Source organism: Salinigranum sp. (assembly GCF_041641895.1).
GTDB lineage: Archaea > Halobacteriota > Halobacteria > Halobacteriales > Haloferacaceae > Salinigranum.
In genome coordinates, this window is record NZ_JBEPXO010000029.1 from 25,105 (window position 1) to 38,852 (window position 13,748).

General features: G+C 68.6%; 12 protein-coding genes. 6 read left to right on the forward strand and 6 right to left on the reverse strand.

The features are described 5' to 3' along the window. Positions 1 to 81: 81 nt before the first annotated feature. The 4 genes from ACESK5_RS08225 to ACESK5_RS08240 form a co-directional block, all read right to left on the reverse strand. Complete coding sequence (locus ACESK5_RS08225) at positions 82 to 2,133, reverse strand: DEAD/DEAH box helicase (protein WP_372911073.1); 2,052 nt, start codon at positions 2,131 to 2,133, stop codon at positions 82 to 84. A gap of 111 nt (positions 2,134 to 2,244) precedes the next feature. After that, positions 2,245 to 3,033, reverse strand: a complete 789-nt coding sequence (locus tag ACESK5_RS08230) for a ferritin-like domain-containing protein (protein ID WP_372911074.1) — start codon at positions 3,031 to 3,033, stop codon at positions 2,245 to 2,247. Positions 3,034 to 3,283: 250 nt separating this feature from the next. Next, positions 3,284 to 3,673: a cupin domain-containing protein gene (locus tag ACESK5_RS08235; protein WP_372911075.1), complete on the reverse strand. Its 390-nt coding sequence runs from the start codon at positions 3,671 to 3,673 to the stop codon at positions 3,284 to 3,286. 93 nt (positions 3,674 to 3,766) lie between these two features. After that, positions 3,767 to 4,291, reverse strand: a complete 525-nt coding sequence (locus tag ACESK5_RS08240) for a fasciclin domain-containing protein (RefSeq protein WP_372911076.1) — start codon at positions 4,289 to 4,291, stop codon at positions 3,767 to 3,769. A 181-nt stretch (positions 4,292 to 4,472) separates the two neighbouring features. Here ACESK5_RS08240 and ACESK5_RS08245 point away from each other — a divergent pair, with 181 nt between their 5' ends. Continuing rightward, entirely contained in the window at positions 4,473 to 5,642 is a 1,170-nt protein-coding gene (locus ACESK5_RS08245) for a M50 family metallopeptidase (protein ID WP_372911077.1), read from the forward strand. A 105-nt stretch (positions 5,643 to 5,747) separates the two neighbouring features. On the opposite strand, the gene ACESK5_RS08250 is transcribed toward ACESK5_RS08245, so the two are convergent. Further along, positions 5,748 to 7,223, reverse strand: a complete 1,476-nt coding sequence (locus tag ACESK5_RS08250; RefSeq protein WP_372911078.1) for an amidase — start codon at positions 7,221 to 7,223, stop codon at positions 5,748 to 5,750. A 141-nt stretch (positions 7,224 to 7,364) separates the two neighbouring features. Here ACESK5_RS08250 and ACESK5_RS08255 point away from each other — a divergent pair, with 141 nt between their 5' ends. From ACESK5_RS08255 to gdhB, 4 genes are all read left to right on the forward strand, one after another. Next, positions 7,365 to 8,189: a hypothetical protein gene (locus tag ACESK5_RS08255; RefSeq protein WP_372911079.1), complete on the forward strand. Its 825-nt coding sequence runs from the start codon at positions 7,365 to 7,367 to the stop codon at positions 8,187 to 8,189. 66 nt (positions 8,190 to 8,255) lie between these two features. Beyond that, positions 8,256 to 8,840 (forward strand): FAD-dependent oxidoreductase, encoded by a 585-nt coding sequence (locus tag ACESK5_RS08260; RefSeq protein ID WP_372911080.1) that lies wholly within the window; start codon positions 8,256 to 8,258, stop codon positions 8,838 to 8,840. A 487-nt stretch (positions 8,841 to 9,327) separates the two neighbouring features. Beyond that, the gene (locus tag ACESK5_RS08265) at positions 9,328 to 10,506 is read left to right on the forward strand and encodes a M24 family metallopeptidase (protein ID WP_372911081.1); all 1,179 of its coding nucleotides are present in this window, start codon (positions 9,328 to 9,330) and stop codon (positions 10,504 to 10,506) included. 2 nt (positions 10,507 to 10,508) lie between these two features. Then, complete coding sequence (gene gdhB, locus ACESK5_RS08270) at positions 10,509 to 11,804, forward strand: glutamate dehydrogenase GdhB (RefSeq protein ID WP_372911082.1); 1,296 nt, start codon at positions 10,509 to 10,511, stop codon at positions 11,802 to 11,804. A 48-nt stretch (positions 11,805 to 11,852) separates the two neighbouring features. Here the strand turns inward: gdhB and ACESK5_RS08275 are convergent, their stop codons facing one another. Next, positions 11,853 to 12,842 carry a D-2-hydroxyacid dehydrogenase gene (locus ACESK5_RS08275; protein WP_372911083.1) on the reverse strand — a complete coding sequence of 330 codons (990 nt, stop codon included), beginning with the start codon at positions 12,840 to 12,842 and terminating at the stop codon, positions 11,853 to 11,855. A gap of 147 nt (positions 12,843 to 12,989) precedes the next feature. Between ACESK5_RS08275 and ACESK5_RS08280 the strand changes: the two genes are divergently transcribed. Further along, the coding region (locus ACESK5_RS08280) for an amidohydrolase (protein WP_372911084.1) at positions 12,990 to 13,748 on the forward strand (759 nt) is incomplete at its 3' end.

Sequence of the window (13,748 nt, forward strand, 5' to 3'; positions counted from 1 at the left end):
ACCGGCACCGCCACTCGGTTCCGGTTCTGGCTCCAGTCGTCCCCGCCCGCCGACGGGTGTCGCGACCGACGCCCGGTCGCCTCAGTGCCGGTCCTGCAACTCCATCTCGGCGACGACGTCGTAGGGGTCGAACCCTTTCCGGATGCAGTCGAGCAGGGTGAACGCCTCGCTCGGCGCGAGGAAGTGCCGGCAGACCGCGTCGCCCAGCGGTGTCGGTTCGAAGCCGTCGATGAACTCCCACTCCAACAGTCGCCCGACCGCCCGCGTGGTGTCGATGTCGCCGAGCATCCGGTCGTTGAGGCGCTTGGCGCGCTTGCCCGCGACGATGACGTTGGCGAGCGTCTCCTCGGCGGCGGCCGCCTCGTCGTAGACGGTGGCGACGTCCTCCATCTCCCCTTTCAGGAGTTTGAACGCCACCTCGTCCTCGGTCATCTCCATCGACCCGTGGTAGGCACCGTCGGGTTCGACGAGCAGGTAGACCCGGCCCCGGTCGTGGTAGTCCGGCCGGCCGGCCCGCCCCAGCATCTGCTCGAACTCCTGGACGGAGAGCCACTCGATACCCATCGCCAGCGAGTCGAACACGACCTGTGAGGCGGGGAAGTCGACGCCCGCAGCGAGCGCCGCCGTGGTGACGACTGCCGCGAGGTCCTGGTTCCCGAACTGGCGTTCGACGCGCTTTCGTCTCCCGTAATCGAGCCCCGCGTGGTACGGCGCGGCGTCGTACCCGATCTTCCGCGCGAGTTCGTGACAGCGCCGCCGCGAGTTGGTGAAGACGATGGTCTGCCCGCGGTACCCCTTCGACGACTCGCTGTCGAACTCCCGTTTGACGAGTTTGTCGATGATCCGCGCCTTCTCCTGCCCGTCGGCGAACGTGACGTGTCGCTCGATGGGGACCGGCCGCTCCTCGAACTCGATGAGCGTCGCTTCGAGTCGGCGCGCGAGCCACTCGGGGTTGCCCACCGTCGCGGAGAGGTATATCCACTGTGCGCCGTCGTACCCCGTCCGTCGCTCGGCGCGGTGCTCGCAGTAGTACTTGAGTCGGGAGATCATCCCGTCGAGGCGGTGGCCGCGCTCGTCCTCCTTGAGCGTGTGGACCTCGTCGATGACCACGGTGCCGACGTCGCCGAGGTCCTTCCCCGTCCGGAGGGCGTGGTCGATGCCCTCGTAGGTGCCGACGATGATGTCGGCCGAGGGGTCGAACGAGGCGTTCGAGTCGGAGATGCGCGAGGCACCCACCCGGATGGTGACGTCGGCGACGTCGCCGTACCGCTCTTCGAAGTCCTCGTGTTTCTGGTTCGCCAGCGCCACCAGCGGGACGAGGAAGAGGAGTTTCCCCTTCCCCTTCAGCACCCGGTCGAGTCCGGCGAGTTCGCCGACGAGCGTCTTCCCCGTCGCCGTCGCACTCACTACGAGCTGGTCCCGCTCCTCGAAGAGGCCGTTCTCCACGGAGAGCGACTGGACCGGGAGGAGCGTGTCGAACCGGTCTTCCACGCGCGACTGCAGCGTCGGGTGGAGGTCGAGTGACGAGGTAGACACTGGGTCGACGTCCTCCACCGTGGCGGACACCTCGTCGAACTTGGTGAGTTCGGGGTTCAGCCCCCCCTGCAGGAGGTTCGTCACCTTGTCGAGGTCCTGGGTGTCGAGGAGGAGTTCTTCGAGGCGGTCCTTCGCGGCCCCGGTTATCGACCCGGAGTAGGAGAGTTCGCGTTCGAGTTCCCGGCGGGCGCAGTCGGGACAGATGTGGTCGCGGTCCGCCCTGATGGCGGTCTCTTCGGTAATGGGCGAGTACCGCCCGTTCGAGGCGCAGTACCGGCAGGTCCTGACGGTGAGCGCCTCTAGCTGGTAGCCGTCGAGCATCTCCCGTAGCCGGGTGCGGGCGCGGGTCGAGGTCTGCTGTGAGATGCGGATGCGGGCCGCGCGGCGGGCGAGTTCGACGAACTGCTGTGGGTCGCGCGGCTCTTCGGAGGACCCACGCTTGATGCGGAACTTCGCGGGACGCGGGCCTGCGGAGGTCTCCTTCAGTTCGAGTATCGCCCGGAACACCCGCTTGCCGTCGCGCTGGACCACCACGAGGAAGTTCTCGCCTCGCTCGTGGAGGAACAGCGTGTCGACCTGCCCGACCTGCTGTGACACGCCTTCGAGTAGGAGAACGGGGTATTTCAGCGGTTCGTCTCGACCGGCGGCCGGTCGCCCGTCACCCCTACCGCACGCCGGCGTGCTCGGCGTTCCGGCCGCGCTTCGAGCTCAGGAGTCGACGACGAACTGCTGGGCGATTTCGAGGACCTCGGGAATCTCTCGGGCCTGGTCGAACGCGTCCGGGAACGGCGACTGACCGTTGAGCACGTTGAGGAACGCCGCGTGCCGACCCTCCACGGCGTGGATGGTCACGGCGGCCTGCAGGAGGTCGGGGCTCTCGATGCGGTCGGCCGCGCCGGCGTAGGCGGAGACGCCGGTGTTCTCCAGGGCCTGTGCGACCGCGAGGAACTCCTCGACGCTCCCGTCGCTCATCGAGATGCCGAAGTCGTACTCGGCCGGTTCGACGGGCGTCCCTCCGAGCGTCTCGATGACGGTCTCGAGGGTGTCGACGTGGGCCGCCTCGTGCTCGCCGATGGTGGTGAGGGTGGTGAAGATGCTGTTCGTGAACTGGTCGTCGAACCCCTCCAGCGCGGGACTGTTCGTGAAGTCCTCCTGGGTGAGCGAGCCACCGAGTCGACCGAGGTACATCGAGTAGTACTCGCTCTCGAGGTGTTCGAGCGTGAGCGCGTAGTTGAGGACGTCGACGTCGGTCCCCTCCTGACTGAACGGGGTCTCGTCGGGCATCGGTCCGCGCCCCTCGCTGCTCCCGCTGTTCCCGCCGGTGTGGTTGTCCGCGCTCGCGAGTCCGCTGCTCAGACCGAGGGCGCTCGCTCCCACCGCCGCCGACCCGGCGAGGAAGCCGCGCCGGGAGGAGAGTTGGCTCTCGATCCGCTCGATCACGCTCTGGAACTCGGGGCTGGTCTCGGGTTCGTCGTCGCCTTGGGTTGTTTCGGACATCGTTGGTCTGCGTGTGAACGCGTCTCCGACTCGGCCGACGACCCGGAAGTATATTGTCCGATTTCTGACCAGTTTCCCACCCAATTCTCCCCGGAGTCACTCGTGCTGACGGTAACGGTCCCGGAACGGTCCGCCGCGGGCGTCGCTCGCTGACCACGACGGTCGTTCCGACGGACGCGTGTGTTCAGACGCCCCCCGTGTACGGGCACCGGTCCCCCGACACGGCCGTCTGCCTCACGCACCCCGTCCACTACGCGTCGTCGACGAGTTCGATGGTGTCGTCGCCGTTGGGCACCGCACAGAGGAACGCCCCCTCCTCGTCGCCCGCGTTCCGGTACCAGTGGACCGTCCCGGCGGGGATGAAGAGCGAGTCGCCCGCCCCGACGGTGAACTCCTCGTCGCCGACGCCGACGGTGTACTCGCCGGCGAGGACGTACTGCTCGTGTTCGACCTCGTTGGTGTGTTTCGGTACCTCCGCACCGGGTGCGAGTGTGAACCGCCGGATGGCGAAGTGCGGCGCGCCGTCCGCGTCGGAGACCAGGACGCCCTTCCGCAGACCCTCGGCGGCGTCGACGGCTTCGTACTCCACGTCGGCCGCGCGGCGGACGAGCGGTTCGGGTTCGGTGTCTGTGTCGCTCATAGCCGGGTCGACGGCGGGCGGCGTGTAAGGTCTGTCGCCGGCGGGGGTCGTTCACCACCACGGCCCCTTCCGTTCTCCCGGTGGAGTCTCGGGTCAATCCTCCAGCAGGACCCCGCTGATGACGTGGAGGACTCCGTTCGACGCCTCGAAGTCGGTGTCCGTAATCGTCGCCTGGCCGTCGTTCAGCACGCCCCCGTCCTGCGTGACGAACCCCCCGTTCAGCATCCGGAGGCGTGGTGCCCCGAGGACGGAGTCCGAGTACCGCCGTCCCCGAGTGACGTGGTACTCGAGGACGTCGGCCGGAATCTGGTCGGCGTTACTCGGGTCGAACCCGGCGGCGTCGAACGCGTCGTCGTCCGGTGCGAACACGGTGTACTGTCCACGTCGGCCGTCGAGCGTCGCGAGCAGGTCGGGGTTCGCCACGAGTGCGGCGATGAGGACGTCGAACTCGCCCGCGAACGCGCCACCGGGCTCGTTCACCGCGATGGCGAGGTCGACCAGCGTCTGGTCCGCGCTCGCTCCCTCTCTCGCCCCGGCGACCCCGACTCCACCGAGGGTGAGCATCGCCCCTGCACTTCCAATCGCCTTCAACACGCTTCGTCGCGGTAACTCGGTCATGTCTGCGACGGTCCCGAGCGACGCTGTGAGGATAAGTATGAATTAATTAAACCGCTACACGTGGGGTTAAAAACGCGGCAGGTGCCGCGTTGGCCAGGTTCGACAGTGTCGTGTCGTCGCTTCCGCGAGCGGTCCGCCGCCGACACGTCCGTTTAAGAACCCGAACCGACTACGTACACCTATGCGAGGAATCCGTATCGGGAGCGCGTTTGGGATCCCTATCCGCCTCGACATCACCTTTCTCCTCGTGCTCCCGCTGTTCGCTTGGCTCATCGGCTCCGACATCGCGAACCTGACGGGGGTCATCAACAGCCTCTTCGGGACTGCCATCGCCCCGGACCCGCTCACCGCCGGGTCGATGCGGTGGGTGCTGGGGAGCGCCGCCGCCCTCGGACTGTTCTTCGGCGTCCTGCTCCACGAGTTCGGCCACTCGCTCGTCGCGATGCGCTACGGCTACCAGATCGAGTCGATTACCCTCTGGCTGTTCGGGGGCGTCGCGCGCTTCACCGAGATTCCCGAGGACTGGAAGCAGGAGTTCACCATCGCCGTCGCCGGACCCATCGTGAGCATCCTCGTCGGCGTCGTCTCCTACGTCGGCTTCGTCGCCCTCCCGCTGGGCGACGCCGTGCAGTTCGTCCTCGGCTACCTCGCGCTGACGAACGTCGCGCTCGCGGTGTTCAACATGCTCCCGGGCTTCCCGATGGACGGCGGGCGCGTCCTCCGCGCGCTCTTGGCGCGCAACCGCCCGCACGCCCGTGCGACGCAACTCGCCGCGGAGGTCGGCAAGGTGTTCGCCTTCCTGCTCGGCCTGTTCGGCCTGTTCGCGAACCTCTTCTTGGTCGCGCTCGCCTTCTTCATCTACATGGGCGCGTCCAGCGAGGCCCAGCAGACCGTGATGAAGGCGGCGTTCCAGGACGTCGTCGTCCGCGACATCATGACGCCGCGGGAGGACCTCCACGTCGTCGACGAGGACACCTCGGTCGCCGAACTCCTGAACCGCATGTTCCGCGAGCGCCACACCGGCTACCCGGTGATGCACAACGGGCAACTCGTCGGGATGGTGACGCTCGACGACGCCCGCGAGGTCCGGGAAGTCGAACGCGACGCCTACCGCGTCGACGACGTGATGGCGCGCGAACTGGCGACTATCTCCTCCGACGCCGACGCGATGGAGGCCATCACGACGATGCAACAGCACGGCGTCGGACGGCTTCCCGTCGTCGACGACGGCGAGTTCGTCGGCCTCGTCTCCCGGTCGGACCTCGTCACCGCGTTCAACATCATCCAGTCCCGCGGCTCGCTCGACTCGTTCGACCGGGAGCCGTCGCTCGGCGTGCGCCCCGAGCCCTGACTCCGATTTCGATTCCGCTCGCCCCCGCCTGCGCTCTCGTCGGGTCGTTCCCCCCCGTGTCGTCCGGTCGGAGTCCACGCTCGGCACTCGCTCCCGGCGCGGCCGTCACCGGGGCGGGTACGCGTCGTGCCAGGGTCGCACCCGCTCGAAGGCGCCGCTCGCCGCGAACACCGTCTCGTCGTCGAACCGGTCGCCGACGAGTTGCAGGCCGACGGGGAGGCCGTCGTCGGTGAATCCCGCCGGGATAGACGCCGCCGGGTGGCCGGTGAAGTTGATGGGGTAGGTGAGACACCAGCCGATGAGCGGGTCGACCGGTTCGCCGTCCACCTCGGAGGGACCGACGGTCTGTCCCGTCCCGCCGTCGTCGTTCTCCACGGGCGGGACGGCGAGCGTCGGGGTCACGAGGAGGTCGTACTCCTCCACGGTGAAGACGTCCTGGAGCGCGTCGTACACCTCCGTCCGCAGGTGTTCGTCGCGCTTGTAGCCGACGACGGACTGGTCGCGCGTCTCCTCCAGGAGTTCGGCGAACTCGGGCGTGAGTTCGTCTCGGTGGTCGCCGAGGAGGTCCAGCCCCTCGGCTTTGAACCCCTCGACGGCCGAGTGGTACAGCATCCCGATTTCCCGTATCCACAACTCGGCCAGTTCGAACTGGTCGTGTGTCAGGCCGAGCGACACCTCCTCGACGGTGGCACCGGCCGTCTCGAACGCGGTGACCGCGTCGTCGACGACCCGCCGGACGCGCTCGTCGACGGGGAAGACGTCGAAGTCGGGGCTGTACGCGACGTCCATTCCCTCGACCCCACGGCGGACGGCCCCGCGGAAGTCGTGTGGATCCTCGGGTACACTGAGTGGGTCGCGCGGGTCGGGACCGGTCATCACGTCGAGCATCAGCGCGGCGTCCTCGACGGTCCGGGTCAGCGGCCCGGCGTGGATAGTCGGCGTGTGCGAGAGGAACGCGTCCGGACGGATGGCCTGTGCGACCCGCCCGTACGTCGCCTTGAAGCCGTACACGCCCGACCACGCCGCGGGGATGCGGACCGACCCGCCCCCGTCCGACCCCTGCGCGATGGGGACGAGTCCGTCCGCGACGGCCGCCGCGCTCCCACCCGACGACCCGCCCGCGTTCCGGTCGAGGTCGAACGGCGTGCTGGTCGGCCCGAACAGCCGGTTGTCCGTCGTCCCCTTGTGCCCCATCTCCGGCGTGTTCGTCTTGCCGAGGACGATGGCCCCGGCGTCCTCCAGTCGGCGCACGTACGTCGCCGACTCCTCGGGGACGAACTCCGCGAACGGCACCGACCCCATCGTGTTCCGGACGCCGGCCTTGAAGTCGAACAGGTCCTTGATGGCGATCGGGACGCCGTGGAGGGGACCGAGTTCCTCGCCGCGACGCACGGCTGCCTCCGCCTCCTTGGCACGCTCGCGCGCCTCCTCCTCCAGTACGGTCACGAACGCGTTGGTGTCCTCGTTCCGCGCGTCGATGCGTTCGAGACACGCGTCGACGACGGCGACCGGCGAGAGGTCGCCCCGTCGGATGCGCGATGCGAGTACGGCCGCCGACGTGTACGCGAACGTGTCTGACATCGTCTCTCACACTTCGACGAGTAGTGACAAAAAAGTAACTACTCTGGCCGTGGGAACGACGACGACTCGCGGCGGCGACCCTCTGGAGCGGCCGACCAGCAACCCTTAACACCCGTTCGGGCAACGGTCCATCCGTCACCGATGCCCCTGGATATCTCCGACGCCCTCTCGGATGGACTGGACCGTACGTTCCAGCGAAACGGCCTCCTCCTCGTCGTCGCCTTCGTCGTGTTCGGTCTCGCCGACGCCGTGGCCGGCCAGACGCTCGCGGCGGCCACCGCCCGCTTCGCCGAGCAGGCCATCGAACAACTCCCTCAGGACGCGTCGACGCCGCAGACGGTCACGGGCCTCCCGAGTGCCGAGGCGACGCCGCTGTCTCTGCCGCTCCCGCTTCCGGCCGCCCTCGGCCTCGTGGCCGTCCTCGCGTTCGTCGCCGAGGCGGTTCGCATCGTCGCCGTCCGGACGCTCGTCAGCGACGAGACGGAGACCGTCCGCGACGAGTTCGTCTCCCGCAACCTCCTCTCGGCGACGCTCAACGGGTTCGTCGGGGGCGTCGTCGTCCTCATCCTCGTCGCCGTCGGTCTCGTCTTCCTCGTCGTGCCCGGGGTGTACCTCGCCATCGCCTTCTTCTTCGTCCGCCAGGAGATCGCCGTCGAGGACCGGAACTTCGTCGAGGCGCTCTCTGCGAGCTGGGAACGCACCTCGGGCCACCGTCTCCGACTGTTCGGCCTCGCGCTGGTCGTCTTCCTCGTCGGCGTCGTCGTGACGGCCGTCGGAGGCGTCGTCGGGTTCGTCGGCGTCCCGCTCCTCACGACGCTCGTCACCGTCCTCCTCGGCGCGGTGACAGTCGTCTTCGGCGTCGCCGTCACCTGTCGGGCCTACGTCCAGCTCTCGGACGCGGACGACGCCGATCGCGACGTCGACGTGGACACCGACGAGGAGAGCGAGTGGAAGTACAACCCCTGAGGCGGTCGGGCGCGCCCGTGACAACGAACTCTGCTTTTATGCCGCTGGCACCCGAGTGGAGAACGCATGACGGACGTACTCGTCGTCGGCGGTGGTCCCGCCGGCCTCAGTGCTGCACTGTTCACCGCGAAGAACGGCCTCGACACCGTCGTGTTCGACACGGACGGTACCTGGATGCACAAGGCGCACCTGTTCAACTACCCGGGAATCGGGTCGGTCGACGGGACGGTGTATCTGGACACGCTCCGCGACCAGGTCGACGACTTCGGCGTCGAGCGCCGCTCCGAAGAGGTGACGGCCGTCGAGTCGACCGACGACGGCCTCGTCGTCTCGACGGCCGACGAGGCGCACAGCGCCGACTACGTCGTCCTCGCCACGGGCGCGAACCGTGACCTCGCGGAGGACCTCGGCTGTGCGTTCACGGACGAGGACGTCGTCGACGTCGACGTGACGATGGAGACGAGCGTCGAGAACGTCTACGCCACCGGTGCGATGGGCCGCGTCGAGGAGTGGCAGGCGGTCATCTCCGCGGGCGACGGCGCCGCGGCCGCGCTCAACATCCTCTCGAAGGAGAAGGGCGAGAACTTCCACGACTTCGACACGCCGGCGACAGCCGACGAGGTCATGGGGTCGCTCGTCGACGAGGCCTGACTGCCTACCTCGTGAAGATACAACTAATTCTATAACAACTGGAGGCGAAACCCACTGACCCTGTCGTCGTCCACCACCGGACGGTGACCGGCGCGTTTCCCCCCGACAGACGGGCCGGTAGCACGTCACCCGTCGCCCCTGACGCCCATCGACGGCACCGCGTGCGGTTCTCGGTGTCTCCGAACGACCCGCTCACGTCGTACCGAGCGGTGTCGCCCCGTGTGAGGGCCGTCGACGGCGCCGCCGGTGGCCTCTCCCGACTCCGGTTCGGGGGACGTCGCCGCCGACTGTCGTCCGCTCTTCGCCGGACGACGTGTGGTTCGGATCGCCTCACCTCCCCCCCGCCGGGACCACTTAGAGATAGAACTAATTGCACTCTTCGACCCGTTCGCTCGCCACGGCGGGCGGACGAGTCGCTCTCGGCGCGTCGCCCGCGCACACAACACTTTTGACAGCGGTTCACGAAACGTGCAAGCGAGCTGTTATCATGCCCAACGCGGTCTTCGACAGGAGTGAGTACGAGCGGCGTATCGCCCGGACGAAAGAGCGCCTGCGCGAGCGTGAACTGGACGCGGTGTTCGTCACCGACCCCGCGAACATGAACTACCTGACGGGGTACGACGGCTGGTCCTTCTACGTCCACCAGGGCGTCGTCGTCACGCCGGACCGCGACGAACCGGTCTGGATCGGTCGGCAGATGGACGCCAACGGCGCGCGGGCGACGACGACGCTCCGCGAGGAGAGCATCCGTCCGTACAGCGACGACCACGTCCACTCGCCGTACGACCTCCACCCGATGGACTTCGTCGCCGAGGTGCTTACGGAACTCGGCCTCGACGAGGGCCGCATCGGCCTGGAGATGGACGCGTACTACTTCACGGCGAAGTCGTACACTCGACTCCAGAAGAACCTCCCCGAGGCCAGCTTCGAGGACACGACCCTCCTCGTCAACTGGCTCCGGGTGAAGAAGTCCGAGCAGGAGATCGAGTACATGCGCCAGGCGGCGCGCATCTCCGAGAACGCGATGCAGGCGGGCCTCGACGCCATCGCCGAGGGCGTCCCGGAGTACGAGGCGGCGGAGGCCATCTACTCGGCGCTCATCGACGGCACCGACGAGTACGGCGGCGACTACCCGGCCATCGTCCCGCTGATGCCCTCGGGCGACCACACCGGCACACCACACCTGACGTGGACCGACCGGCCGTTCGCCGACGGCGACCCGGTCATCATCGAACTGTCGGGCTGTCGGCACCGCTACCACTCCCCGCTCGCGCGAACGACGTTCGTGGGCGACCCGCCACGGGAGGTCGAAGAGACGGCCGACATCGTCGTCGCGGGCATGGAGGCCGCCCTCGACACCGTCGAACCGGGCGTCACCTGCGAGGCCGTCGAGAAGGCCTGGCGCGACGAAATCGCGAAACACGACGTCGAGAAGGAGGACCGCATCGGCTACTCGATGGGGCTGGGCTACCCCCCGGACTGGGGCGAACACACCGCCAGCCTCCGCCCGGGCGACGAGACCGTCCTGGAGGAGGACATGACGTTCCACACGATTCCGGGGCTGTGGTTCGACGACTTCGGCGTCGAACTCTCGGAGACGTTCCGGGTCACCGCGACAGGTGCCGAACCGCTCGCCGACTTCCCCCGTCGGCTGTTCACCGCCTGACCATGCCGGCGTCGAGCACTTCGACGGCGGCCGACGGGCAGGGGTCCGACGACGACCCGAGCACCGCGCTGTCGACCGCTCGTCGACAGCTAGAACGGGCCGCCACGCACGTCGACGTCGACGAGGGCGTCGTCGAGCGACTGAAACACCCGACGAAACTCACGCAGGTGTCCGTCCCGCTCCGCCGCGACGACGGCTCCCTGGAGGTGTTCACGGGGTACCGCGCCCAGCACGACGACGTCCGCGGCCCCTACAAGGGCGGCCTGCGCTACCACCCGGAGGTCGACGCCGAGGAGTGTATCGGCCTCTCGATGTGGATGACATGGAAGTGCGCCGTGATGGACCTGCCGTTCGGCGGGGGGAAGGGCGGTATCGCCGTCGACCCGCGGACGCTCTCGCCGGGTGAACGCGAACGGCTCACCCGGCGGTTCGCCGAGGAGATTCGCGACGTGGTCGGCCCGAAGCAGGACGTCCCCGCGCCGGACATGGGGACGGACCCGCAGACGATGGCGTGGTTCATGGACGCGTACTCGATGCAGCAGGGCGAGACGACGCCCGGCGTCGTCACCGGCAAGCCGCCGGTCATCGGTGGCTCTCACGGCCGCGAGGAGGCTCCCGGCCGGTCCGTCGCCATCGTCACCCGCGAGGCCATCGACTACTACGACCGGGACCTCTCCGAGACCACCGTCGCCGTCCAGGGGTTCGGGAGCGTCGGCGCGCCCGCCGCGCGCCTCCTCGACGAGTGGGGTGCGACGGTGGTCGCCGTCAGCGACGTGAACGGCGCCATCTACGACCCCGACGGCCTCGACACGAACGACGTCGAGGCGCACGACGAACGCCCGGGGATGGTGTCGGGGTACGACGCCCCGGAGACGCTCACGAACGCGGAACTGCTCGAACTCGACGTCGACGTGCTCGTCCCGGCGGCCGTCGGGAACGTCCTCACCACGGGGAACGTCCACGACGTCTCCGCCGAGATGGTCGTCGAGGGGGCCAACGGCCCGACGACGTTCGCGGCCGACGCCGTCTTCGAAGAGCGGGACGTCCCGGTCGTCCCCGATATCCTCGCGAACGCCGGCGGCGTGACCGTCTCGTACTTCGAGTGGCTCCAGGACATCAACCGCCGCCAGTGGTCCCTCGAACGCGTCCACGAGGAACTCGAATCGGAGATTCTCGACGCGTGGGACGACGTCAGACAGGTGGTCGACGACCGCGACCTGACGTGGCGCGACGCCGCCTACGTCGTCGCCCTCTCGCGCATCGGCGAGGCGAAGTCGACGCGCGGGCTCTGGCCCTGAGCGGCCGAGCGGCGCCCCGCCGGACGCGCCGAGGCCGCCCGACCCGGCTCAGTCCTCGTCCGGCGCGAGGACGAGGTTCTCCAGTTCTTCGCCGGTCTCCAGCCGTTCGACGTTCCGTGCGACGATGTCGGCCAGGCGGTCCCAGTGTTTCGGCGTGTGGCCGCCGGTGTGCGGGGTGACGAGGCAGTTCTCCAGGTCCCACAGCGGGTGGTCGCTCGGGAGCGGCTCGGGGTCGGTCACGTCCAGCGCCGCCCCGCGAATCTTGTTCGACCGGAGCGCCGCCACGAGCGCGTCGGTATCGACGATGCCGCCCCGGGCCGTGTTGACGAGGACGGCCTCGGGCGGCATCGTGGCGAACTCCGCCTCGCCGATGAGCCCCCGGGTCAGGTCGTTGAGCGGGCAGGCGACGACCACGTACTCGCTCCGCGAGAGCGCGTCGTGGACGGCGTCCTCGTCGAAGCCGACCACCTCGTCCGTCGGGCCGCCCTTCTCGGGCGTGTAGCGCACGCCGACGGTGTCGACTTCCATCCCCTGGAGACGCTGGACGACGGCCTGGCCGATGGAGCCGAGGCCGATGACCGTCACCGTCGAATCGGTGAACTCGGTGGACTGGAAGTGCCGCCACTCCGAGCGCTGTTTGCGTCGCCACCCCTCGTGGAGACGGCGGGCGAAGACGAGCATGTTCCCGATGGCCTGCTCGGCGATGCCGGGCGCGTGGATGCCGCCGGCGTTCGTCACCCGCACCCCCTGGGCCTCGAGCGTCTCCGTCGGCAGGTGGTCGATGCCGGCGAACGTGCAGGCGAACAGCTCCATCTTCGCGTCCGAGAGGAGGTCCTCGTCGACGCTGATGCCGGTGACGACCCGTGCCTCCGGGACGAGTTCGCGCTCTCGCTTCGGGGTGCGCGCGAGTTCGACCCGCCGGTCGGGCAGGCGCTCGCGGAGTTTCTCGGCGTACGATTCCATCGACAGGCCCTCGGTCCCCTCACGGAGGACGACGACGTCCGGGCCGGGAGTGTCGGACTCGGTGTTCTCGCTCATGCTTCGGTGGCTCCGTCCCCGACCGCCAGCGTGCGAGTGGACGACCGGGTCACGTACTCCGGCGGTCGTTCGGTGCCGGCTTATGCTTTTTCGTCTCCTCGTCGCTCCCGTCCGGTATTAAGTAGGTGGAGCGTGGTAGTGAGAAACATGGCAGAGTCGACCCGTGAGCCGATTCGCGAGCGACTGCCCGCGCTCAGACGCGACTTCCACCGGTATCCCGAGCCAGGCTGGTGTGAGTTCTACACGACGCACCGACTCGTCGAGGAACTCGAGCGGGTCGGCGTCGACGAACTGGCGGTCGGTCCCGACGCGTACGACCCCGCAGACCGGATGGCCGTTCCGCCCGAGGACCGACTGGAGACGTGGTACGAACGCGCCCGCGAGCGGGGTGCGGACCCGGCCCTCCTCGAACGGATGGCGGGCGGCAACACCGGTGCCGTCGCGGTGCTCGACCAGGGCGACGGGCCCACCGTCGGCCTCCGCGTCGACATCGACGGCCTGTTCATCGAGGAGTCCGAGGACCGAGACCACCGCCCCGCACGGGAGGCGTTCCGCTCGGAGACGGGGGAGACGATGCACGCCTGTGGCCACGACGCCCACATGACGTGGGGGCTGGCGACGCTCGAAGCCGTGAAGGAGAGCGACTTCGACGGCCGCCTCGTCGTGTTCTTCCAGCCCGCAGAGGAGGTGTCCGGGGGCGGCCACCCGATGGCCGAGAGCGACTATGCCGCCGACGTCGACTACCTCTTCGCCGTCCACGTCGGCCTCGACCACCCGATCGGCGAAGTCGTCGCCGGCATCGAGCGTCCCCTGGCGATGTGTCACCTCGACGTCGACATCCGCGGGACGTCGGCCCACGCCGGGAAGGCGCCCGAGGAGGGCGACAACGCCATCCAGGCGCTCGGC

Excerpts from the sequence above, each read along its gene's own strand:
- ACESK5_RS08250 (WP_372911078.1), bottom strand. The coding sequence starts at position 7,223 with ATGTCAGACACGTTCGCGTACACGTCGGCGGCCGTACTCGCATCGCGC.
- ACESK5_RS08230 (WP_372911074.1), bottom strand. The coding sequence starts at position 3,033 with ATGTCCGAAACAACCCAAGGCGACGACGAACCCGAGACCAGCCCCGAG.
- ACESK5_RS08260 (WP_372911080.1), top strand. The coding sequence starts at position 8,256 with ATGACGGACGTACTCGTCGTCGGCGGTGGTCCCGCCGGCCTCAGTGCT.
- ACESK5_RS08245 (WP_372911077.1), top strand. The coding sequence starts at position 4,473 with ATGCGAGGAATCCGTATCGGGAGCGCGTTTGGGATCCCTATCCGCCTC.
- ACESK5_RS08240 (WP_372911076.1), bottom strand. The coding sequence starts at position 4,291 with ATGACCGAGTTACCGCGACGAAGCGTGTTGAAGGCGATTGGAAGTGCA.
- ACESK5_RS08255 (WP_372911079.1), top strand. The coding sequence starts at position 7,365 with ATGCCCCTGGATATCTCCGACGCCCTCTCGGATGGACTGGACCGTACG.
- ACESK5_RS08275 (WP_372911083.1), bottom strand. The coding sequence starts at position 12,842 with ATGAGCGAGAACACCGAGTCCGACACTCCCGGCCCGGACGTCGTCGTC.
- ACESK5_RS08235 (WP_372911075.1), bottom strand. The coding sequence starts at position 3,673 with ATGAGCGACACAGACACCGAACCCGAACCGCTCGTCCGCCGCGCGGCC.
- gdhB (WP_372911082.1), top strand. The coding sequence starts at position 10,509 with ATGCCGGCGTCGAGCACTTCGACGGCGGCCGACGGGCAGGGGTCCGAC.
- ACESK5_RS08265 (WP_372911081.1), top strand. The coding sequence starts at position 9,328 with ATGCCCAACGCGGTCTTCGACAGGAGTGAGTACGAGCGGCGTATCGCC.